This window comes from Bacillus proteolyticus (assembly GCF_001884065.1).
Lineage (GTDB): Bacteria > Bacillota > Bacilli > Bacillales > Bacillaceae_G > Bacillus_A > Bacillus_A proteolyticus.
In genome coordinates, this window is sequence record NZ_MACH01000062.1 from 20,285 (window position 1) to 41,897 (window position 21,613).

Annotated in this window: 17 protein-coding genes and 2 tRNA genes; all 19 read left to right on the top strand. The window is 36.5% G+C overall.

The window, feature by feature from the left end; genetic code table 11:
• The first annotated feature begins 95 nt into the window (after nt 1-95).
• The 19 genes from mfd (at nt 96) to pabB (ending at nt 21,610) form a co-directional block, all read left to right on the top strand.
• On the top strand, nt 96-3,626 hold the full coding sequence (mfd, locus tag BAQ49_RS09730; RefSeq protein ID WP_071745156.1) for a transcription-repair coupling factor: 3,531 nt from the start codon (nt 96-98) through the stop codon (nt 3,624-3,626).
• A 136-nt stretch (nt 3,627-3,762) separates the two neighbouring features.
• Nucleotides 3,763-4,299 (top strand): stage V sporulation protein T, encoded by a 537-nt coding sequence (gene spoVT, locus BAQ49_RS09735; protein ID WP_071745157.1) that lies wholly within the window; start codon nt 3,763-3,765, stop codon nt 4,297-4,299.
• Between the two features lie 231 nt (nt 4,300-4,530).
• Nucleotides 4,531-6,132 carry a putative polysaccharide biosynthesis protein gene (locus BAQ49_RS09740; RefSeq protein WP_071745158.1) on the top strand — a complete coding sequence of 534 codons (1,602 nt, stop codon included), beginning with the start codon at nt 4,531-4,533 and terminating at the stop codon, nt 6,130-6,132.
• Between the two features lie 12 nt (nt 6,133-6,144).
• Entirely contained in the window at nt 6,145-7,605 is a 1,461-nt protein-coding gene (gene yabN / locus BAQ49_RS09745; RefSeq protein WP_071745159.1) for a bifunctional methyltransferase/pyrophosphohydrolase YabN, read from the top strand.
• A 14-nt stretch (nt 7,606-7,619) separates the two neighbouring features.
• On the top strand, nt 7,620-7,895 hold the full coding sequence (locus BAQ49_RS09750; protein WP_001234880.1) for an RNA-binding S4 domain-containing protein: 276 nt from the start codon (nt 7,620-7,622) through the stop codon (nt 7,893-7,895).
• A gap of 58 nt (nt 7,896-7,953) precedes the next feature.
• Nucleotides 7,954-8,262 (top strand): sporulation protein YabP, encoded by a 309-nt coding sequence (yabP, locus tag BAQ49_RS09755; protein ID WP_071745160.1) that lies wholly within the window; start codon nt 7,954-7,956, stop codon nt 8,260-8,262.
• Entirely contained in the window at nt 8,259-8,912 is a 654-nt protein-coding gene (gene yabQ / locus BAQ49_RS09760) for a spore cortex biosynthesis protein YabQ (protein WP_071745161.1), read from the top strand. The genes yabP and yabQ overlap by 4 nt, the downstream gene beginning before the upstream one ends.
• Complete coding sequence (gene divIC, locus BAQ49_RS09765) at nt 8,909-9,268, top strand: cell division protein DivIC (RefSeq protein WP_001208735.1); 360 nt, start codon at nt 8,909-8,911, stop codon at nt 9,266-9,268. Before yabQ ends, divIC begins: the two co-directional genes overlap by 4 nt.
• Before the next feature lie 87 nt (nt 9,269-9,355).
• Nucleotides 9,356-9,844 (top strand): S1 domain-containing RNA-binding protein, encoded by a 489-nt coding sequence (locus BAQ49_RS09770; protein WP_000021449.1) that lies wholly within the window; start codon nt 9,356-9,358, stop codon nt 9,842-9,844.
• A gap of 160 nt (nt 9,845-10,004) precedes the next feature.
• Nucleotides 10,005-10,078 (top strand) — tRNA-Met (locus BAQ49_RS09775).
• Nucleotides 10,079-10,091: 13 nt separating this feature from the next.
• Nucleotides 10,092-10,163 (top strand) — tRNA-Glu (locus tag BAQ49_RS09780).
• 258 nt (nt 10,164-10,421) lie between these two features.
• Nucleotides 10,422-12,893 carry a stage II sporulation protein E gene (gene spoIIE, locus BAQ49_RS09785; protein ID WP_071745162.1) on the top strand — a complete coding sequence of 824 codons (2,472 nt, stop codon included), beginning with the start codon at nt 10,422-10,424 and terminating at the stop codon, nt 12,891-12,893.
• A 204-nt stretch (nt 12,894-13,097) separates the two neighbouring features.
• Nucleotides 13,098-14,528 carry a tRNA lysidine(34) synthetase TilS gene (tilS, locus tag BAQ49_RS09790; RefSeq protein ID WP_071745163.1) on the top strand — a complete coding sequence of 477 codons (1,431 nt, stop codon included), beginning with the start codon at nt 13,098-13,100 and terminating at the stop codon, nt 14,526-14,528.
• Nucleotides 14,525-15,067, top strand: coding sequence for a hypoxanthine phosphoribosyltransferase (hpt, locus tag BAQ49_RS09795; RefSeq protein ID WP_000981839.1), 543 nt, complete (start codon nt 14,525-14,527; stop codon nt 15,065-15,067). Before tilS ends, hpt begins: the two co-directional genes overlap by 4 nt.
• 85 nt (nt 15,068-15,152) lie before the next feature.
• The gene (gene ftsH / locus BAQ49_RS09800) at nt 15,153-17,054 is read left to right on the top strand and encodes an ATP-dependent zinc metalloprotease FtsH (RefSeq protein WP_071745164.1); all 1,902 of its coding nucleotides are present in this window, start codon (nt 15,153-15,155) and stop codon (nt 17,052-17,054) included.
• A gap of 224 nt (nt 17,055-17,278) precedes the next feature.
• Complete coding sequence (locus BAQ49_RS09805) at nt 17,279-18,067, top strand: type III pantothenate kinase (RefSeq protein WP_002144522.1); 789 nt, start codon at nt 17,279-17,281, stop codon at nt 18,065-18,067.
• A 6-nt stretch (nt 18,068-18,073) separates the two neighbouring features.
• On the top strand, nt 18,074-18,949 hold the full coding sequence (gene hslO, locus BAQ49_RS09810; protein WP_071745165.1) for a redox-regulated molecular chaperone HslO: 876 nt from the start codon (nt 18,074-18,076) through the stop codon (nt 18,947-18,949).
• Between the two features lie 117 nt (nt 18,950-19,066).
• Nucleotides 19,067-19,990 (top strand): cysteine synthase A, encoded by a 924-nt coding sequence (cysK, locus tag BAQ49_RS09815; protein WP_071745166.1) that lies wholly within the window; start codon nt 19,067-19,069, stop codon nt 19,988-19,990.
• Nucleotides 19,991-20,212: 222 nt separating this feature from the next.
• A complete protein-coding gene (gene pabB / locus BAQ49_RS09820; protein ID WP_071745167.1) occupies nt 20,213-21,610 on the top strand; it encodes an aminodeoxychorismate synthase, component I in 1,398 nt (465 codons plus the stop codon).
• Nucleotides 21,611-21,613: the final 3 nt, after the last annotated feature.

Here is a 21,613-nt window from a genome sequence, read left to right on the forward strand (position 1 = left end):
CTTTGGCATGTCCAAAGCATTTTTCTGTTTTCTTTTTCCAAAATATTTGCATAAAATATAGTAACTTGCTCTTTATGTTGAGAGGAGTTTTGATAATGATAGGTTTATTAGAGCAGTTTTATAAAAATGAAGAGATACAATCGGTTATTAATGGGTTAGAAGATGGGTTGAAAGAGCAACTTATATCGGGTATGGCTACATCTTCTCGTTCATTATTAATGGCAGCTTTATATAAAAAAACAAAAAAATCGCAACTAATTGTGACGCACAATTTATACCAAGCGCAAAAAGTACATGAAGATTTAGTGGCTTTACTTGGTGAAAAAGATGTGTGGTTATATCCCGTAAATGAATTGATAGCATCAGAAATTGGTGTTGCAAGTCCAGAATTGAAGGCGCAGCGTATTGAAGTGTTAAATCGCTTAGCGGCGGGAGAGAATGGGATTATTGTAGCGCCAGTTGCAGGACTACGTAGATTTTTACCGATAAAAGAATTATGGAAGCAAAGGCAAATTGAAATCAATCTAGGGCAAGAGATTGATTTAGATGCACTTTTGCATACTTTACATCATATTGGCTACGAGCGTAAGTCAATGGTAGAAGCTCCAGGAGAGTTCAGTTTACGCGGAGGAATATTAGATATTTACCCGTTAACGGAAGAATTACCATTTCGTATTGAATTCTTCGATACAGAAGTCGATTCTATTCGATTGTTTGATGTGGATGAACAGCGCTCTCAAGATAAAAAGGAAAGTGTTAAGTTCGGTCCAGCAACAGAGTTTTTATTTTCACAGGAAGAATTGAAATCGGGAATTAAGCATCTTGAAGAAGGTTTGACTAAGACGATGCAAAAGCTTTCCGATGATAAATTAAAGACTACAGTACTTGAGACGGTAAGTCATGAAATTGAGATGTTGAAAAACGGGCAAAGTATAGAACAAATGTTTAAATATTTATCTATTTTCTATAAAGAACCTGCTAGTCTGATAGATTATTTACCAGAAGATGGTGTTGTGATTTTAGATGAAATTTCCCGTATTCAAGAAACGGCATCACATCTCGAAACAGAAGAAGCGGAATGGTATATATCACTTCTTGGTGAAGGAACAATTATTCAGGATTTATCTTTCTCCCATTCGTTTGAGGAGTTTCTTCATCATAAAAAAAGAAGTTTTGTATATTTAACGTTATTCTTGCGCCATATAGCACATACACATCCACAAAATATTGTGAATGTGACATGTAAAACAATGCAAGATTTCCACGGACAGATGCAGTTGTTAAAAACTGAAATTGATAGATGGAATGAAGGGCATTTTACGACCGTTGTGCTCGGAACAGATGATGAACGTGTAAAAAAACTACAACATATTTTAAGTGATTATGATATTGATGCAGACATTGTAGAGGCTACAGATATTTTATTGCCTGGAAGGTTACAAATTGCTGTTGGTGATTTACATGCAGGGTTTGAAATGCCGATGCAAAAGCTTGTTGTTATTACTGAAAAGGAGCTTTTTCATAAGAAGGTTAAAAAATCACAACGTAAGCAAAAGTTATCTAACGCTGAACGTATTAAAAGTTATTCGGAATTAAAAGTTGGAGACTATGTAGTTCATGTAAATCATGGTATAGGTAAATTTTTAGGTATTGAGACATTAGAGATTAAGGGTGTTCATAAAGATTATTTAAATATTAAATATCAAGGTAATGATAAGTTATATGTTCCGATTGAACAAATTGATCAAGTGCAAAAATATGTAGGATCTGAAGGTAAGGATCCGAAAGTTTATAAATTAGGTGGGAATGATTGGAAGAAGGTTAAAACGAAAGTTGAAAAATCTGTACAAGACATTGCAGATGACCTAATTAAATTGTATGCCGAGCGCGAAGCTTCAAAAGGTTATGCATATACACCAGATACGGCAGAACAACAAGAATTCGAATCTTCTTTCCCATATCAAGAGACAGAGGATCAATTACGTTCTATTGACGAAATTAAGAAAGATATGGAACGTGGACGTCCGATGGATAGGCTTCTTTGTGGTGACGTAGGGTATGGAAAGACTGAGGTAGCCATTCGTGCGGCATTTAAAGCAATTATGGATGAAAAACAAGTTGCGATTTTAGTACCGACAACCATTCTTGCACAACAACACTATGAAACAATTCGAGAGCGTTTTCAAGATTACCCGATTAATATAGGGTTACTAAGTAGATTCCGTACGCGGAAACAACAAAATGAAACGATTAAGGGTTTAAAAGATGGAACGGTAGATATTGTAATCGGAACACATCGTATTTTATCTAAAGATGTTACCTATAAAGATTTAGGACTTCTTATTATTGATGAGGAACAAAGATTCGGTGTTACGCATAAAGAAAAAATTAAACAATTGAAAGCAAATGTTGACGTTTTAACGTTAACGGCAACTCCGATTCCGCGTACACTTCATATGTCTATGCTTGGTGTGCGTGATTTATCTGTAATTGAGACACCGCCAGAGAATAGGTTCCCAGTACAAACATATGTAGTGGAGTATAATCCAGCATTAATGCGAGAAGCGATAGAGCGAGAGCTTGCAAGAGGAGGTCAAATTTACTTCTTATATAACCGTGTGGAGGATATTGAAAGAAAAGCAGATGAAATTTCGATGTTAGTTCCAGACGCTCGTGTAACATACGCACACGGGAAAATGAATGAAAGTGAATTAGAGTCTGTTATGCTATCGTTTTTAGAGGGGCAGCATGATGTTCTTGTAAGTACAACAATTATTGAGACGGGTGTAGATATTCCGAATGTAAATACATTAATTGTATTTGATGCAGATCGTATGGGATTATCACAGTTGTATCAGCTTCGTGGTCGTGTTGGACGTTCTAATCGCGTCGCGTATGCATACTTTGCATACAAACGCGATAAAGTGTTATCGGAAGTTGCAGAGAGGCGTCTGCAGGCAATTAAAGAGTTTACAGAGCTTGGATCTGGTTTCAAAATTGCGATGAGAGACTTATCAATTCGTGGTGCGGGTAATTTGTTAGGGGCAGAACAACATGGATTTATTGATTCTGTCGGATTTGATCTATATTCTCAAATGCTAAAAGATGCAATTGAACAGCGCAGGGGAACAGACGGAGTTGAAAATACAGTTAATGTTGAAATTGATTTAGAAGTAGATGCATATTTACCGGATGCGTATATTTCAGATAGTAAGCAAAAAATTATGATGTATAAACAATTTAGAGGTGTTTCTGCAATTGAGGATATTGAAGAGCTGCAGGAAGAGATGATAGATAGATTTGGTGATTACCCACAAGAAGTTGGTTATTTATTACAAATCGCAAATATTAAAGTGTTAGCAATGAAAGAACAAATTGAGTTAATTAAGCAAAATAAATTTGAAGTAACGTTCCTGTTTTCTGAACAAGCAAGCCAAAATATCGATGGTGGAAAATTATTTATGCTAGGGAATAGTTTTGGTCGTATGATTGGTCTTGGTATGGAAGGATCACAATTGAAAATTGTGATGAAAACGAATGGATTAGAGACATCGAAATGGTTAACAATTGCTGAAAATTTATTAAAAGGCTTACCAGATGTAAAAAAAGAAGTAATAAATGCCTAATTTAAGATAAAAAATACAATTCGACGTGCATAGAAGAACTAATGTGTAAAATACTATGTTTAACAGTTGGTGATTTTTACATGAACAGGTAAATTCACCACTTTTGATCATCAGTAGAAAGTGAGGCAGCATTAGAATGAAAGCAACTGGAATCGTACGTCGAATTGATGATTTAGGCAGGGTAGTAATCCCGAAGGAAATTCGTAGAACTTTACGTATTCGAGAAGGAGACCCACTAGAAATATTTGTTGATCGCGATGGAGAAGTGATTTTGAAAAAATATTCTCCAATTAGTGAACTGGGTAATTTTGCAAAAGAATATACGGAAGCTTTATACGATAGCTTAGGACATAATGTGCTTGTATGTGATCGTGATTCTATTATCGCAGTAGCAGGCATATCTAAAAAAGAATACTTAAATAAAAGTGTTGGCGATTTAATTGAGAAGACAATGGAAGAGCGTAAGTCTGTAATTATGACAGATGAAAGCGAAATTTCAATTATTGATGGAGTAACAGAAAAGGTTACTTCTTATACAATTGGCCCAATTGTTGCGAATGGGGATCCAATTGGAGCTGTTGTTATCTTCTCTAAAGAGGCTATTATAAGTGAAGTAGAGCATAAGTCAGTAAATACAGCTGCAAGCTTTTTAGCGAAACAAATGGAGCAGTAGTGAAGTGTAATTTCTATAAGTAGCAATCTTTCCTAATTATGATATTTCTATTTGAGAAATTAACTATTTGGAGATATAAGTATATTGAACGAAGGTAGCTCTTTGCTACCTTTTTTCATTGAATATTTTTGTTGTTGAAAGAAGTCAGTGGATGTAAGGAATATGAAGGAGAGCCAGTTTTTCTTTGTGATATAATACGAGGGGTGAGAATAGAAAAAGGAGTTTTCTTGTATGGAAGCGAAGAAGTATCAAGCCTTTTGGCGTGGGGCTATTATATTAACAATCGCAAGTTTTGTTACGAAAGTATTAAGCGCTTTTTACCGTATTCCATATCAAAATATAGCGGGTGATATTGGTTTTTATATTTACCAACAAATTTATCCGTTTTATGGATTTTGTTTAATTTTAGCTACTTATGGGTTTCCTATTATTATTTCAAAAATGGTCGCAGAAAGATTAGAACAAGGAAAACAAAAAGAAGCGGAAGAAATTATTTGTGTATCTTTTTGGTTTTTATTGGAAATCGGATTTGTGGGGTTTTTCACACTGTTCTTCGGTGCCGAAACAATTGCATCGGCTATGGGCGATATACATTTAGATAAATTATTACGTGTTATTTCGTTTTCATTCCTACTAATGCCATTTTTATCTGTAGCGAGAGGATATTTTCAAGGATTCAATAATATGATGCCGACGGCTGTTTCGCAAGTGATTGAACAAACGATTCGTGTTTCTATTATTGTATTTTTATCACTATTCCTTATCGCTCATGGATTTGATTTATATACAGTTGGTGCGGGTGCTATGCTAGGCTCAATTGCAGGTGGGCTTATTGGGATTATCGTACTTTTACTTTATATGCGTCATGATTTCCGGTCTATTTTCTTTAAAAGTTGGAAGAGAGTTGGAGATAAAAAAAGGATTATTAGAATCCTTTTTTGGCAGGGATTAGCGATTTGTGTTAGTAATTTAGTCCTTATTTTTATACAAATGGCGGATTCTATTTCTTTTTATACCTTGCTTATTCGCGCGGGAGAGCAAGTTGAAAATGCAAAGGTACTAAAAGGTGTTTATGATAGAAGTATCCCGCTTATGCAATTAGGTACCGTTGTGACAACTTCTTTCTCATTGTCACTTATTCCTATTATTACAGCGGCGAAAGAAAGAGGGGATCTTTCCTTTATTCAAGAAAAGGTAAAGTTAGCAATGAAAATAACATTTGTTATTGGATTTGCAGCAGCCATCGGATTAACTTGTATTATTCAGCCTACAAATATTATGTTATTTGAGAATAGTGATGGGTCAGATGTGTTATCGATTTTATCTTTATCTATTTTATTTAGCTCATTGTCAATTACAACTGCTTCTATTTTGCAAGGGTTGGGACAAATATTAAAACCAGCAATATTCGTTTTATTTGGAGGTTGTTTGAAGCTAGCTTTAAACTATATATTAATGCCTTATTTTGGTGTGAAGGGAGCTGCAATTGCAACTTTAGTTGCGCTTATTGTAATTGCCTTGCTAAATAGTGTGTTACTTATGCGAGCTGTATCAGAGCCGCTTATTGATAAGCGGAATATGTTAGGTGTAGTTATTAGTGGTATTGGTATGGGATTTGTATTATTAATCTTTATGCGTGTGTTGCGAATGTCTGGATTAGTAATTGATACAGGACATAGAGGAATTGCGACGCTTGAAGCGCTGTTAGGTGTAGCCATCGGCGGATTAGCATATATGTTTTTGATTTTAAAATTACGTGTATTTACAAAAGAAGAATTAGGAACCGTTATGAAACAAGAGAAAAAAGAAGGTTCATTGAAGAAGAGTGGATAGAGGTGACTGGTTGTGAGTGGAATCATTACTATTTTAGGATTAGGTGCTGGTGAGTTAGATCAGTTAACGATGGGTGTATATCGAAAGATAAAAGAAGCGGACCATATGTTTGTTAGAACGAAGGAACACCCAGTTATAGAAGAATTGGAGAAAGAAGGCATAAAATATACAGCTTTCGACGATGTATACGAAGCGCATGATACATTTGAAATCGTATATGAAACAATCGCGAATACGTTGTTAGAACAAGCTAAAGGTACAGAAATTATTTATGCAGTTCCTGGTCATCCGCTTGTAGCAGAAAGAACAGTTCAGCTACTTTTGGAAAAAGGAGAGGTAGCAAATATTGAAGTGCGACTTGAAGGTGGACAAAGTTTCCTTGATCCGATGTTTGCGAGTCTAAAAATTGATCCGATTGAAGGATTTCAATTAATTGATGCTACATCATTTGAAAGAGGACAATTAGAATTACGTCAACATTTAATCTTTTGTCAAGTGTATGATGCGTTTGTTGCTTCAGATGTGAAACTGCCGTTAATGGAGATGTTGCCAGATGATTACGAAGTGTATATCGTAACAGCTGCCGGAACTTCATTTGAGCAAGTAAAAAAAGTGCCATTATACATGTTAGATCATGAAACGGAATTAAATAATTTAACGAGTGTATATGTACCGCCAGTTAAGGAACGTGAATCCTTGTATCAGCAGTTTGATGTGCTTAGAGCAATTATTGCTGATCTTCGTGGACCGAATGGTTGCCCGTGGGATAAAAAGCAAACTCATCAATCTTTAAAGAAATACTTAATTGAAGAGGCATATGAAGTGCTAGAAGCCATTGATGAAGAGGATGATGATCATTTAGTAGAAGAACTGGGTGATATATTATTACAAGTTATGCTTCATGCCCAAATTGGAGAGGATGAAGGTTGGTTCTCCATAGATGATATTATTCGAACTTTATCTGAGAAAATGGTTCGTCGTCACCCACATGTGTTTGGGAATACGGATGTAAATAATGCTGATGAAGTAATCGCGAATTGGGAAGAGATTAAAAAACAAGAAAAGGGATTCGTGAAAGAATCTGTTTTAACGGGTATTCCAAAAAGCTTACCGCAGCTAATGCGTGCTTATGAAATTCAGAAGAAAGCTGGAAAGGTTGGATTTGATTGGGTTGACGTGCAGCCGATGATAGAGAAAGCCTTAGAAGAATGGCAAGAATTCCAGCAAGAAGTTGTAAACATGGATGAGGAAAAGATGCTAGGTGAATTTGGTGATTTACTATTTGCATTTGTTAATATAGCTCGTCATTATAAAATAGATCCAGAAGAAGCGTTGCGTTCAACTAATGAGAAATTTACCGGTCGTTTTTTATACATGGAAGCAAAAGTAGCAGAAATGAATAAAGAAATGCAAGATTTATCATTAGAACAGTTAGATGTTTTATGGGAAGAGGCCAAACAAACAGAGCGTTAATAGGGGGACTTGATGTGCGTTTAGATAAGTTTTTGAAAGTGTCACGTTTAATTAAAAGAAGAACATTAGCAAAAGAAGTATCTGATCAAGGAAGAATATCCATTAATGGTCAAGTGGCAAAAGCGAGTTCAGATGTAAAGGTAGATGATGAATTAACAATTCGTTTTGGTCAAAAAATAGTAACTGTGAAAGTAAATGAATTGAAAGAAACGACTAAAAAAGAAGATGCGGCAAACATGTATAGTATAGTTCGCGAAGAAAAAGTAAAAGCAGAAGAAGGCTTGTTCTAAAATGGATCACCCCTTCATACATTACTATTAGCTAGTATAAAGCTATGGGGGGATTTTCGTGAATAATGGTTACTCACCTACGTCTTCTAATCAACAAAATGTTTCTGTAGAGCATGATATTATTATGCGTGGCAGGCGTGTAATCGATATTACTGGTGTAAAGCAAGTGGAGAGTTTTGATAGTGAAGAGTTTTTACTTGAGACTGTAATGGGTTTTTTAACAATTCGTGGTCAAAATTTACAAATGAAGAATTTAGATGTAGAAAAGGGTGTTGTATCGATTAAAGGGAAAATTCATGAGATGCTGTATATCGATGAGAATCAAGGGGAGAAAACTAAAGGTTTCTTTAGTAAGTTGTTTAAATGAGCCTAACAATTCAGTTGTATACAATGCTTTCAATGATTGGAATGGGTGCTTGGATTGGTGCATCTTTAGATACGTATCAACGATTCTTAAAACGCCAAGAGCGTAAACGTTGGCTTGTATTTATACATGATATACTATTTTGGATTGTCCAAGCCTTATTCGTTTTTTATGTATTACTGCTCGTGAATGAAGCTGAATTACGTATATATGTATTTTTGGCATTACTATGCGGTTTTGCGGCATATCAAAGTTTATTGAAAGCAGTATACATGAAGATGTTAAATTTTCTCATCTATATTTTTGTACAAACAATACAATTTTTTGTTCGAATTATACAGCTACTCATGATAAAACCTGTTATTATTATAGCGCAGCTATTTATTGCATTTATATTATTCTTATTTCGTGTACTGCTTTCAATTGGACATGTGTTATGGAAAATGGCGATTTGGATATTACTTTTCATTTGGAAAGTTTTTTTCTGGCCTGTTCGATTTATTGCTTCACTCATATGGAAACTTCTCCCTAATCGTGTTAAACTTTTTATAACGAAGCATGTAGGGTTCCTGCAATATATAGCAAAGTTGAAGGGACATATCTTCCAATTATGGGAGCGTATAAAAAAGAAGTTAGGGGGACCTCGGAAATGAGGGAACTGAGACAAAGAACAATCGAAAAACAGAGTCCAAATCCTGTTAAAGAACATATAATACAAACGGATGAGAACAGGAAGCGACTTTATCGCCGTTTAGCGGTTTTTCTTGTCTTTGCTTTTACAATTATTGCGAGTATTAGTGTAACGTTTTATCAACAAAACAGTTCCATTAAAGCAAAAGAAGCAAAAGTTAAGGACATGAAAAAAGAACTGGATTCATTAACGAAAAAAGAAAAAAGTCTAAAAGACGAAGTTCAAAAGTTAAATGATGAAGAGTACGTTTTAAAGATTGCTAGAAGGGATTATTTCTTCTCCGGAAAAGGGGAGATAATTTTTCCTGTTTCTAAGTAGAGTATGTCTTATTGACACTATATTTTAGGATTATATATAATAAAGTAAAATTTGACTTTTTAACCACTAAGGAGGAGCATTTTTTTTATGTCAATCGAGGTAGGCAGCAAGTTACAGGGTAAAGTAACAGGTATTACAAATTTTGGCGCTTTTGTGGAGCTGCCAGAAGGCTTAACGGGTCTTGTTCATATTAGTGAAGTTGCTGATAATTATGTGAAAGATATTAACGATCACTTAAAAGTGGGCGACCAAGTAGAAGTAAAAGTTATTAATGTTGAAAAAGATGGAAAAATTGGTCTATCTATTAAAAAAGCGAAAGAACGCGAAAAAACAGAAGGAGATCGTCCACGTGGTGAATACCAACAACGCGGTGGTGATCAACAACGTTCTGGACGTCCACAACGTAATAATCGTTCTTTCAACAGAGATAACCGCGGTGGCGGTAACGACCGAGCTCCAAAAGAAACATTTGAGCAAAAGATGGCACGCTTTTTAAAAGATAGTGAAGATCGTTTAACTTCTTTAAAGCGTAACACAGAATCTAAACGTGGTGGCCGTGGCGCGCGTCGCGGATAATAAGAACGTTTAATGTTTAACATATAGAGAGGTACCCAGGGTCATTACTCAGGGTACTTTTTTATATGAGAGAATGTATTTTTAAAAAAGTTTTCAAGATGTGTTGACTTTAAATTGTATCTGATGTAAGATACTAATTGTCCGTTAAATACGACGACATGGCGGTGTAGCTCAGCTGGCTAGAGCGTACGGTTCATACCCGTGAGGTCGGGGGTTCGATCCCCTCCGCCGCTATATTTAATTTAACGGCCCGTTGGTCAAGTGGTTAAGACACCGCCCTTTCACGGCGGTAACACGGGTTCGAATCCCGTACGGGTCATCTAAAAAGATCATGCAATTTGCATGATCTTTTTTTGTTAAGTAAATTAAGACATACAACACTTCTACAAAATCACCCTATATTTTCTGAATATTCCACCGACTGTAAAAGGATAAATTAAATACTGTGTATATATGTAGACTTATTTCGAATAAAACGTCGAACGATTATAAAAGTGAAGACTGTTGTTTTGACAAAAATCCCAATAATCATCTTTTATAATGACAGTAATTAAACTATGCAGGTGGTGTTAAAAATATGCCTAAAGCAGGAAGGAATACTATGAATACAAGTACATTGGCGATGAATGAAAGTCAGCTTGGAACAATGAAGTGGACAAGTAAGTTGCGAATGAAATTTGAACAAGTTTTCTTTAGATGGGGATTCATAATTGTTGTTATTGGTTTTCTTTTAGGACGAGCATATATATTAACGAACATCTTACCTTTTGCATTGCCGTTTTTTGCTGCTGTTTATGTTATGAAGCGAGATAAAATGCCGCTCGCATTTTTAGCTCTGATGGGAGGAGCACTTTCAGTTTCGATAGATAATTTATTTTTTACTTTTGCATCTATTTTTACGTTCTTCATTTATAATATCTTCTTTAGTCGATTTACACGTAAAACTGTTGGACTTGTACCGTTCCAAGTATTTATCTCCGCATTAACCGCACATTTAGTTGTTGTATATTTTGCGCAACAAACCGTCACCATGTATGACTTGCTCGTTAGTACGATCGAAGCGGGGCTTAGTTTCGTATTAACGATGATATTTCTGCAAAGTGTTCCACTCTTGGTGGAAAGGAAAGGGAAACAACAAGCGTTAGAAACAGAAGAAATTGTTTGTTTAATTATATTACTAGCATCTGTTTTAACGGGTACAACAGATTGGTTCGTTTATGATGCTTCTATTCAACATATTTTCACTAGATATTTAGTATTAGTATTTGCATTTATTGCTGGTGCGGCTACAGGGTCCACGGTGGGAGTCGTCACTGGATTGATATTAAGTTTAGCGAATGTGTCTAGTTTGTCTCAACTTAGCCTCCTTGCCTTTTCAGGATTGCTTGGGGGATTATTGAAAGAAGGAAAGCGTATAGGAGTTAGTTTAGGATTATTAATTGGTACAAGTTTAATTACGCTATATGTAGACAAGCAAACGAGTATTGTAACAACTTTAATTGAATCTGGTGTGGCAATTGTTTTCTTTTTATTAACACCGAAGCTTGTTATGGATCGTATTGCTAAATTTATGCCAGGTACACAAGAACACTCACAAGATCAACAACAATATTTACGAAGAATGCGCGATGTTACAGCGAACAAAATCAATCAATTTGCTAATGTATTTGCTGCTTTGTCTAATAGTTTTTCTGTATATGGGTACGTGGAAGAGGAAGATAAAGAAACAGAAGCGGATTTATTTTTAAGTACAATTACTGCAAAAACATGTCAAACGTGCTTTAAGAAGGATCAATGTTGGGTAGTTAATTTTGATAAAACGTACGATTATATGAAACAAATAATGAGTGAAACGGAAGAAGGAACACTGCAACATAATCGGAAGTTAGTTCGTGAATGGGACAAGCATTGTGTGAGAGGTAAGAAAGTAACAGATTTAGTAGCCGGTGAATTAGATCACTTTTATGAGGGGCAAAAATTACGAAAACAAATGAAAGAAAATCGCAGAATAGTGGCGGAACAATTATTAGGTGTATCAAAAGTTATGGAGGATTTCGCACAGGAAATACAAAGAGAGCGAGAAAATCATCAAGTACAGGAAGAACAAATTTTACAAGCGTTTCGTGATTTTGGTGTCGAAGTGGAGCATGTTGATATTTATTGTTTAGACAGAGGAAGTATTGATATTGAAATGTTGATTCCAGCTGCATCTAATGAGCATGGAGAATGTGAGAAGTTGGTTGCGCCGATGCTCTCGGATATTTTAAAAGAAAATATCGTTGTTAAGCATGAAGAGAAATCCTCTTATCCAAATGGTCACAGTTTAATATCATTTGGTTCAGCGAAGACCTATTCTCTTGATACAGGATTGGCTACGGCTGCAAAAGGTGGTGGGTTTGTTTCAGGCGATTCTTACGCGATGATGGATTTAAGTGTTGGGAAATATGCACTTGCGATTAGTGATGGTATGGGAAATGGGCAAAGGGCTCATATGGAGAGTAGGGAAACGGTAAAATTATTACAAAAGATACTTCAATCAGGTATTGATGAGGAAATAGCGATTAAGTCCATCAATTCAATTCTTTCTTTAAGAACGACAGAGGAGATGTATACCACGCTTGACTTGGCTATGGTAGATTTACGGGATGCGAGTGCGAAGTTTTTAAAGGTTGGATCGACGCCGAGTTTTGTTAAACGCGGCAATAATATTTTGAAAATTGAGGCAAGTAATTTACCGATAGGAATTATTGAAGATGTTGAAGTTGATGTGGTTGGTGAGCAATTAAAAACGGGTGATATTCTTATTATGATGAGTGATGGCATTTTTGAGGGAGCACAACATGTGGAGAATCACGAGTTATGGATAAAGCGTAAAATTAAAGAACTACAAACAGAGGATCCACAAGAAATAGCTGATATTATTATGGAAGAAGTAATTAGGTCTGGTGATGGCTATATAAATGATGATATGACTATTGTTGTGGCGAAAGTAAAGAAAAATATGCCGAAGTGGGCTACGATTCCGATAGTGGGAATGCAGGCGCAATAAAATAATCAAAAAAACCTAGGTATTTACCTAGGTTTTTTTGATTAAAAAGGTAATGTAATTACTTTGTTGAATCTACAGGAGGAATGTAAGATAAAAATGTAATTTTTGTATATCTTTTTTTTGCACAATGTTTGTAAAAGTTGTACCATTATAGACAAGGTAACTAACGTTGCTGTTCTTGTTTAATGAAAGGTGATTACGAAGTTGAAAGATACATTTGTTGGAAAAGTGGATGACTTTGTAAAGCAGCATGATGTATTAAAGAAACATTCAACAATTGTTGTAGGGGTTTCTGGCGGTCCTGACTCTTTAGCTCTTCTATATTATTTGTTAGAAAAAAGGGCAGAAAAGCAACTCGAAATTGTAGTAGCACATGTGGATCATATGTTTAGAGGTAATGAATCTCATGAGGACCTACAGTTTGTGCAGGGTCTTTGCAAAGAGCTGGGAGTTATTTGTGAGACGATAAGGATTAATGTGTCGCAATATCAACAGCAATATGGAATGAATGCACAAGTTGCTGCTAGAGAATGCAGATATGCATTTTTGGAAACAATAATGAAGAAATATGATGCGAGATATGTAGCTCTTGGTCACCATGGAGATGATCAAGTAGAGACGATTTTAATGCGCCTTGTACGAGGCAGTACTCCGAAAGGGTACGCAGGAATTGCAGTGAAGCGTCCTTTTCATAATGGATATTTAATTAGGCCGTTACTTGGGGTAACTAAGGAAGAAATTGTTGATTACTGTAATAAGTTAAAAGTTATTCCGCGTATAGATCCGAGTAATAAAAAGGAAGTATATACAAGGAATCGATTACGTAAATATGTCCTTCCTTATTTGAAAGAGGAAAATCCACAAATGCATGAGAAATTCCAAAAATTTAGCGTGCAGATGCAAGAGGATGAGGCTTATTTGCAGGAATTAGCTTTTGAGAAAATGAATAAAGTAATTACAAAAAAAAGCGATAAACAAATTAGCTTATCAATTCCTGCCTTTGAATCCATGTCTATGCCTTTACAAAGGAGAGGGATTCAACTAATATTAAACTATCTTTATGAATATAAGATTCCATCTTCGCTTTCTTCTATACATATTGACAAGGTGATTGAATTTTTTAAGCGGATACAACCTTCAGGTTCATTGGATTTTCCAGGTGGCTTGAAAATTATTCGTACATACGAAGAATGTAGCTTTGGATTTAAACAAGAAATTGTTTCTCCTTTTTTGCAAGATTTATCAGTACCCGGGACAATTACATTACCGAACGGAGATAAATTTGTAACAGAGGTGAGCGAGGATATACCAAGTAACATGAATGAAACAGTGTTTGTTGCTAAGTATAATGATATATCGTATCCACTTCGTATTCGTTCTAGGGAAAATGGAGATCGCATGTCAATACAAGGTATGGATGGTACAAAAAAGATAAAAGCTATTTTTATCGAATCGAAAGTACCGAAAGAAAAAAGAGAAGAATGGCCGATCGTTTGTGACGCAAGTGAAAATATTATTTGGGTACCCTTGTTGAAACGATCTGCATTTGCTATTTCGAAAGAGGTAGCAAAGAAGGATAAATATATTATTATTCACTACAAAAGCAAGGAGTCTTCCGGGAGGATAATGAAATGATGAATCAAGATATCGAAAAAGTATTAATTTCTGAAGAACAAATACAGGAAAAGGTGCTTGAATTAGGTGCAGTTATTGCAGAGGATTACAAAAATACAGTACCGCTTGCAATTGGTGTACTAAAGGGTGCAATGCCATTTATGGCAGATTTATTAAAGAGAACAGATACATATCTTGAAATGGATTTTATGGCTGTATCTAGCTACGGTCACTCTACTGTTTCAACAGGCGAAGTAAAAATCTTAAAAGATCTTGATACTTCTGTAGAAGGTCGCGATATTTTAATCGTTGAAGATATTATTGATAGCGGTCTTACACTAAGCTATTTAGTAGACCTGTTTAAATATCGTAAAGCGAAATCTGTAAAAATTGTTACATTATTAGATAAACCAACAGGTCGTAAGGTTGATCTGAAAGCGGATTATGTTGGATTTACTGTCCCTCATGAATTCGTTGTAGGGTATGGATTAGATTATAAAGAGCAATACCGTAATCTTCCGTATGTGGGAGTATTAAAACCAAGTGTTTACTCAAATTAATTAAATACAGGCGTGACAATTGTATAGGAAAGTTTTTCTATGTTACGATTTACTATAGTGTTTATGCCGTGAGAGGAGGTTAGGAATGAATCGTATCTTCCGTAATACCATCTTTTATTTACTGATATTCTTAGTAGTAATTGGGATCGTAAGCTATTTTAATGGTTCGACGCAAAAAACGACATCAGTTAGCTACGATAAATTCATTACTAAACTTGAAAAAGGTGAAGTGCGCAATGTGCAGCTTCAACCGAAAAATGGTGTATTTGAAGTAAAAGGACAATTCAATACTTCTAACCAAGGAGAACAATTTGTTACTTATGCACCAAATACTGAGGAATTACAAAAGAAAATTAATGATAAAGCGCAAGGGGCCGAGGTTAAGTATCAACCAGCAGAAGAAACAAGTGCTTGGGTAACATTCTTTACTTCTATCATTCCGTTTGTCATTATCTTCATTTTATTCTTCTTCTTATTAAATCAAGCTCAGGGCGGCGGTAGCCGTGTTATGAACTTCGGGAAAAGTAAGGCGAAGCTATACAATGATGAAAAGAAAAAAATTCGTTTCAGAGATGTTGCTGGAGCTGATGAAGAGAAACAAGAGCTTGTTGAGGTAGTTGAATTCTTGAAAGACCCTCGTAAGTTCGCTGAAGTTGGTGCCCGTATTCCGAAGGGTGTTCTATTAGTGGGACCTCCAGGTACAGGTAAAACTTTACTAGCACGTGCTGTTGCAGGTGAAGCAGGCGTTCCGTTCTTCTCTATTAGTGGTTCTGACTTCGTAGAGATGTTCGTCGGTGTCGGTGCATCCCGTGTACGTGATTTATTTGAAAATGCAAAGAAAAATGCTCCTTGTATCATTTTCATTGATGAAATTGATGCAGTAGGACGTCAACGTGGCGCGGGTCTTGGCGGTGGTCATGATGAGCGTGAACAAACGTTGAATCAATTGCTTGTTGAAATGGATGGATTCGGTGCAAACGAAGGTATTATTATCATCGCTGCGACAAACCGTCCTGATATTCTTGATCCAGCATTATTACGTCCAGGTCGTTTTGACCGTCAAATTACAGTAGATCGTCCAGATGTAAATGGTCGTGAAGCTGTACTTAAAGTGCACGCTCGTAATAAACCGCTTGATGAGAATGTCAACTTAAGAGCAATTGCAACTCGTACACCAGGATTCTCTGGTGCCGATCTTGAAAACTTATTAAACGAAGCTGCTCTAGTAGCTGCGCGTCAAGATAAGAAGAAAATTGATATGAGCGACATCGATGAAGCAACGGATCGCGTTATTGCAGGTCCTGCTAAGAAAAGTCGTGTTATCTCTGAAAAAGAACGTAATATCGTTGCATTCCATGAAGCTGGCCATACTGTAATTGGTGTTGTCCTTGATGAAGCGGATATCGTTCATAAAGTAACAATTGTCCCTCGTGGTCAAGCTGGTGGATATGCAGTAATGCTTCCGAAAGAAGATCGTTACTTCATGACAAAACCAGAGTTACTTGATAAAATCACTGGTTTACTTGGTGGTCGAGTAGCTGAGGAGATTGTATTTGGTGAAGTAAGTACAGGTGCTCACAACGACTTCCAACGTGCGACTGGCATTGCAAGACGAATGGTTACGGAATTCGGTATGAGTGATAAACTTGGCCCGATGCAATTCGGTAGCTCACAAGGTGGTCAGGTATTCTTAGGAAGAGACTTCCACTCAGAGCAAAACTACAGTGATGCAATTGCACATGAAATCGATGTGGAAATGCAAACTATTATGAAAGACTGTTACGCTCGTGCGAAACAAATTCTTACTGAAAAACGTGATAAGCTAGATATTATTGCGAAAACGTTACTTGAAGTAGAAACATTAGATGCAGAGCAAATCAATCATTTATATGATTACGGCAGACTGCCAGAGCGTCCAACATCTTCAGATGATGTGAAGGTAAACATCAACATGAAGAAAGATGATGAAGACGTAGAAGATAAGTAAGAGATGAAGGAGTGACAATAGTCACTCCTTTTTTATTTGTGGAATGAATGTAAGTGGCAAAAGAATTTAAATAAAACTATTATTAAAAATTGAAATAGAGAGCAATCTTTTTGTACAATGATGAGTATAGAAAAACTGATTATATAAGTATGTGTGATATGATGTTTTTATAAGTTTTATACATACTGCACAAATATAGATTAAATAAGATAAGTGGTGAGAATATGATTTTTGTATTGGATGTAGGGAACACAAATGCGGTATTAGGTGTGTTTGAAGAGGGGAAACTTCGTCAGCATTGGCGCATGGAAACAGATCGTCATAAAACAGAAGATGAGTATGGGATGCTTGTAAAGCAGTTGCTTGAGCATGAGGGTCTTTCGTTTGAAGATGTGAAAGGTATTATTGTGTCTTCAGTCGTGCCGCCAATTATGTTCGCTTTAGAGCGTATGTGTGAAAAGTATTTTAAAATTAAACCGCTTGTAGTAGGGCCTGGGATAAAAACTGGCTTGAATATTAAATATGAAAATCCACGTGAAGTAGGCGCGGACCGAATTGTAAATGCAGTAGCAGGAATCCACTTATATGGAAGTCCGCTTATTATTGTTGATTTTGGTACGGCTACTACATATTGTTATATTAACGAAGAGAAGCATTATATGGGTGGCGTTATTACACCGGGAATTATGATTTCGGCAGAAGCGTTATATAGTAGAGCAGCAAAACTTCCTCGTATTGAAATTACAAAACCGAGTAGTGTTATCGGGAAGAATACAGTAAGTGCGATGCAATCAGGTATTCTTTATGGATACGTTGGACAAGTGGAAGGTATTGTTAAGCGTATGAAAGAAGAAGCTAAACAAGAACCGAAAGTTATTGCAACGGGTGGATTAGCAAAATTAATTTCAGAGGAATCAAATGTAATTGATATTGTAGATCCATTTTTAACGTTAAAAGGTTTGTATATGTTATATGAACGTAATGCAAATTTACAACATGAGAAAGGTGAATAAATAAGTATGAAAGATTATTTAGTAAAAGCGTTAGCGTTTGATGGAGAAGTGCGTGCGTATAGTGTACGTACGACAAACACAGTAAGTGAGGCGCAAAAACGTCACGATACATGGAGAACAGCTTCAGCGGCACTTGGTCGTTCTTTAACTGCGGGTACAATGATGGGTGCTATGCTAAAAGGCGAGCAGAAGCTAACGATTAAGGTAGAGGGTAACGGTCCGATTGGTCCTATCTTAGTAGATGCCCATGCAAATGGAGATGTACGTGGTTATGTAACGAATCCACATGTTGATTTTGAAGGAACAGAACAAGGGAAATTACGTGTATATCAAGCGGTAGGTACAGAAGGATTTGTAACAGTAATTAAAGATATTGGTATGCGTGAGCCGTTTATCGGTCAATCTCCCATCGTTTCAGGAGAACTAGGGGAAGACTTCACATATTATTTCGCAGTTTCTGAGCAGACGCCTTCTTCTGTTGGTGTCGGTGTTCTTGTAAATGGAGATGACAGCGTATTGGCGGCGGGTGGATTTATCCTTCAAATTATGCCGGGCGCACAGGAAGAAACAATTTCATTCATTGAAGATCGTTTGCAAAAAATCCCTCCTGTATCAACATTGATCGAACAAGGTCTTTCTCCAGAAGAGCTACTATATGCAGTCCTTGGAGAAGATAAAGTAAAAGTATTAGAAACTATGGATGTTCAATTTAATTGCACGTGCTCACGCGAACGTATTGAGAGTGTGTTAATTAGTTTAGGTAAAACAGAGTTAGAGCAAATTCGTGAAGAAGAAGAAGAGACGGAAGTTCACTGTCACTTCTGTAATGAACGATATAAATTCGCTAAAGAAGATATTACAAGCCTGATTGAGAGTCTGTAATAAAGAAGTTTAGGCGGAGAATCGGCTGCCCAAATAGATTGACAAACAGAGAATTTTCTGACAAAATCTAAATATAGATAAAACCAATAAAAATACTCGGTGTTAGGAGTGACAGGAATGCGAGTGGCACAATCAGTTTCAGAATTAATCGGGAAAACGCCGATCGTTAAGTTGAACCGCATCGTAGAATCAGACAGCGCAGATGTATACTTAAAATTAGAATTTATGAATCCGGGGAGCAGTGTTAAAGATCGTATCGCGTTAGCTATGATTGAAGATGCTGAAAATAAAGGATTATTAAAAGAGGGCGATACAATCATTGAGCCGACAAGTGGTAACACAGGTATTGGCTTAGCGATGGTAGCGGCTGCTAAAGGATATAAGGCAATTTTAGTAATGCCAGAAACAATGAGTATTGAGCGTCGTAATTTATTACGCGCTTACGGTGCCGAATTAGTATTGACTCCAGGACCTGAAGGAATGGGTGGAGCAATTCGTAAGGCAACTGAATTAGCAAAAGAACATGGGTACTTTATACCACAACAGTTCCAAAATCAAGCGAATCCAGAAATCCACCGTTTAACAACAGGTCCAGAAATTGTTGAACAGATGGGTGATCAATTAGATGCGTTTATCGCGGGTATTGGTACGGGTGGAACAATTACAGGCGCTGGCGAAGTGCTGAAGGAAGCGTATAAAGATATTAAAATTTATGCGGTAGAACCTGCGGATTCGCCAGTATTATCTGGTGGGAAACCAGGGCCACATAAAATCCAAGGAATTGGAGCGGGATTTGTTCCAGAGACATTGGATGTAGCGGTATATGATGAAATTATCCAAGTGAAAACAGAGCAAGCATTCGAATATGCAAGAAGAGTTGCTCGAGAAGAAGGTATTTTAGTAGGTATCTCTTCAGGAGCGGTCATCTATGCAGCGACAGAAGTTGCGAAGAAATTAGGTAAAGGGAAAAAGGTACTTGTTATTATTCCGAGTAACGGTGAACGTTATTTAAGTACACCACTTTATCAATTTGAATCATAATTGAATGCGATTGAAAAAGCATCCTTGAAAGAGGATGCTTTTTCTTTTTGGATTGGAAAAAGGAAAAGAGTGAATGACTAGAAAACTTCATGTAAAATAAGAGGTAGTATAATTAATTTATTTTCACTAGCCCTTGAGTATAATCATTCTCTGTATACATAACTCATGTAGTTGGAGCTGGTTAGTCTAAGAGGGTGGGATAAAAGAAGACGGGGTGTTGATATGCAACGAAGAAAATCTTTAGCGCTTTCTATTCCATATCAGTTAGATTTCTTTAAGCAATATAAATTTCTTTCCAAAAATAAGCCACAACATATTTTGTTAGAAAGTGGACGTGGTGGTCGTTATAACATTGTGGGGCTGGACCCAGTAGCGGTAATTCAAGGGAAGAATGAGACGTTACATATAAGGGAAAGTGGTAAGGAAACAATAAAGCGAGGGAATCCATTAGATTTAATGCAAGAATATATGGAGAAATGGAAAACGGACTATAATCCGGAGTACCCGCCTTTTCAAGGTGGTGCAATTGGTTACTTTAGTTATGATTGTATCCGTTATATCGAAAAACTTCCTTCTCTTGCAGAGGATGATCTGAATATACCGGATATATTCTTTTTATTATTTGATGACGTGTTTGTGTACGATCAAAAAGAACAAGTGTTATGGATTATTACGCATTATGTAGATGAACATGAAAAGGCAGAAGAACGATTAAATGCATGGAAGGATCTTTGGGTGAAAGAAGCACCTGAATTGACTATGCCGTTTGAATGCCCTGGAAAGAAAAATGAAGCAGTTGCTTTTACGGAAGAGGGCTTTATGAAGGCCGTTGAACGTATTCAAGAATATATTGGAAATGGTGATGTGTTTCAAGTAAACTTGTCGACAAGACAAGAAAGGACGTTGCAAACACATCCGCTAGAAATTTATACAAGTCTTCGTGAAATTAATCCATCTCCATATATGGGCTACTTGGAGCTTGGGGATTTTCAAATTGTTAGTGCTTCGCCTGAATTGCTAATTAAAAAACAAGGGCCAGAAGTAAGTACAAGACCAATTGCTGGTACAAGATCCCGCGGTGCAAATGAACAAGAGGATGAAGAATTAGCAAGGGAATTAATTGAGAACGAAAAGGAAAGAGCAGAGCATGTAATGCTTGTGGATTTAGAACGAAACGATTTAGGCCGGATTTGTAAATATGGAACGGTTGAAGTAGATGAATTTATGGTAATTGAAAAGTACTCGCACGTTATGCATATTGTTTCTAATGTGCGCGGTGAAGTGGAAGAAGGTAAGGATGCGTTCGATTTAGTAAAGGCCGTATTTCCTGGCGGGACAATTACTGGTGCCCCGAAAATACGTACGATGGAGATTATTGAAGAATTAGAGCCTGTTCGCCGAGGGATTTATACAGGTTCAATTGGTTGGATTGGTTATTCCGGAGATACGGAATTGAATATTGTAATTAGAACGCTGCTTGCTAAAGATGGGCAAGCACATGTACAAGCTGGAGCGGGAATTGTAATTGATTCGAATCCAAAAAATGAATATAAAGAGTCGTTAAAAAAGGCAATCGCTTTATGGCGTGCGAAAGAAAGTAGCGAAGAAACGGTTAGGTGAGAG

Bases quoted from the DNA above. Each gene is read 5' to 3' on its own strand.
- mfd (WP_071745156.1), top strand. From the start codon at position 96: ATGATAGGTTTATTAGAGCAGTTTTATAAAAATGAAGAGATACAATCG.
- spoVT (WP_071745157.1), top strand. From the start codon at position 3,763: ATGAAAGCAACTGGAATCGTACGTCGAATTGATGATTTAGGCAGGGTA.
- BAQ49_RS09740 (WP_071745158.1), top strand. From the start codon at position 4,531: ATGGAAGCGAAGAAGTATCAAGCCTTTTGGCGTGGGGCTATTATATTA.
- yabQ (WP_071745161.1), top strand. From the start codon at position 8,259: ATGAGCCTAACAATTCAGTTGTATACAATGCTTTCAATGATTGGAATG.
- divIC (WP_001208735.1), top strand. From the start codon at position 8,909: ATGAGGGAACTGAGACAAAGAACAATCGAAAAACAGAGTCCAAATCCT.
- BAQ49_RS09770 (WP_000021449.1), top strand. From the start codon at position 9,356: ATGTCAATCGAGGTAGGCAGCAAGTTACAGGGTAAAGTAACAGGTATT.
- spoIIE (WP_071745162.1), top strand. From the start codon at position 10,422: ATGCCTAAAGCAGGAAGGAATACTATGAATACAAGTACATTGGCGATG.
- hpt (WP_000981839.1), top strand. From the start codon at position 14,525: ATGATGAATCAAGATATCGAAAAAGTATTAATTTCTGAAGAACAAATA.
- ftsH (WP_071745164.1), top strand. From the start codon at position 15,153: ATGAATCGTATCTTCCGTAATACCATCTTTTATTTACTGATATTCTTA.
- BAQ49_RS09805 (WP_002144522.1), top strand. From the start codon at position 17,279: ATGATTTTTGTATTGGATGTAGGGAACACAAATGCGGTATTAGGTGTG.
- hslO (WP_071745165.1), top strand. From the start codon at position 18,074: ATGAAAGATTATTTAGTAAAAGCGTTAGCGTTTGATGGAGAAGTGCGT.
- cysK (WP_071745166.1), top strand. From the start codon at position 19,067: ATGCGAGTGGCACAATCAGTTTCAGAATTAATCGGGAAAACGCCGATC.
- pabB (WP_071745167.1), top strand. From the start codon at position 20,213: ATGCAACGAAGAAAATCTTTAGCGCTTTCTATTCCATATCAGTTAGAT.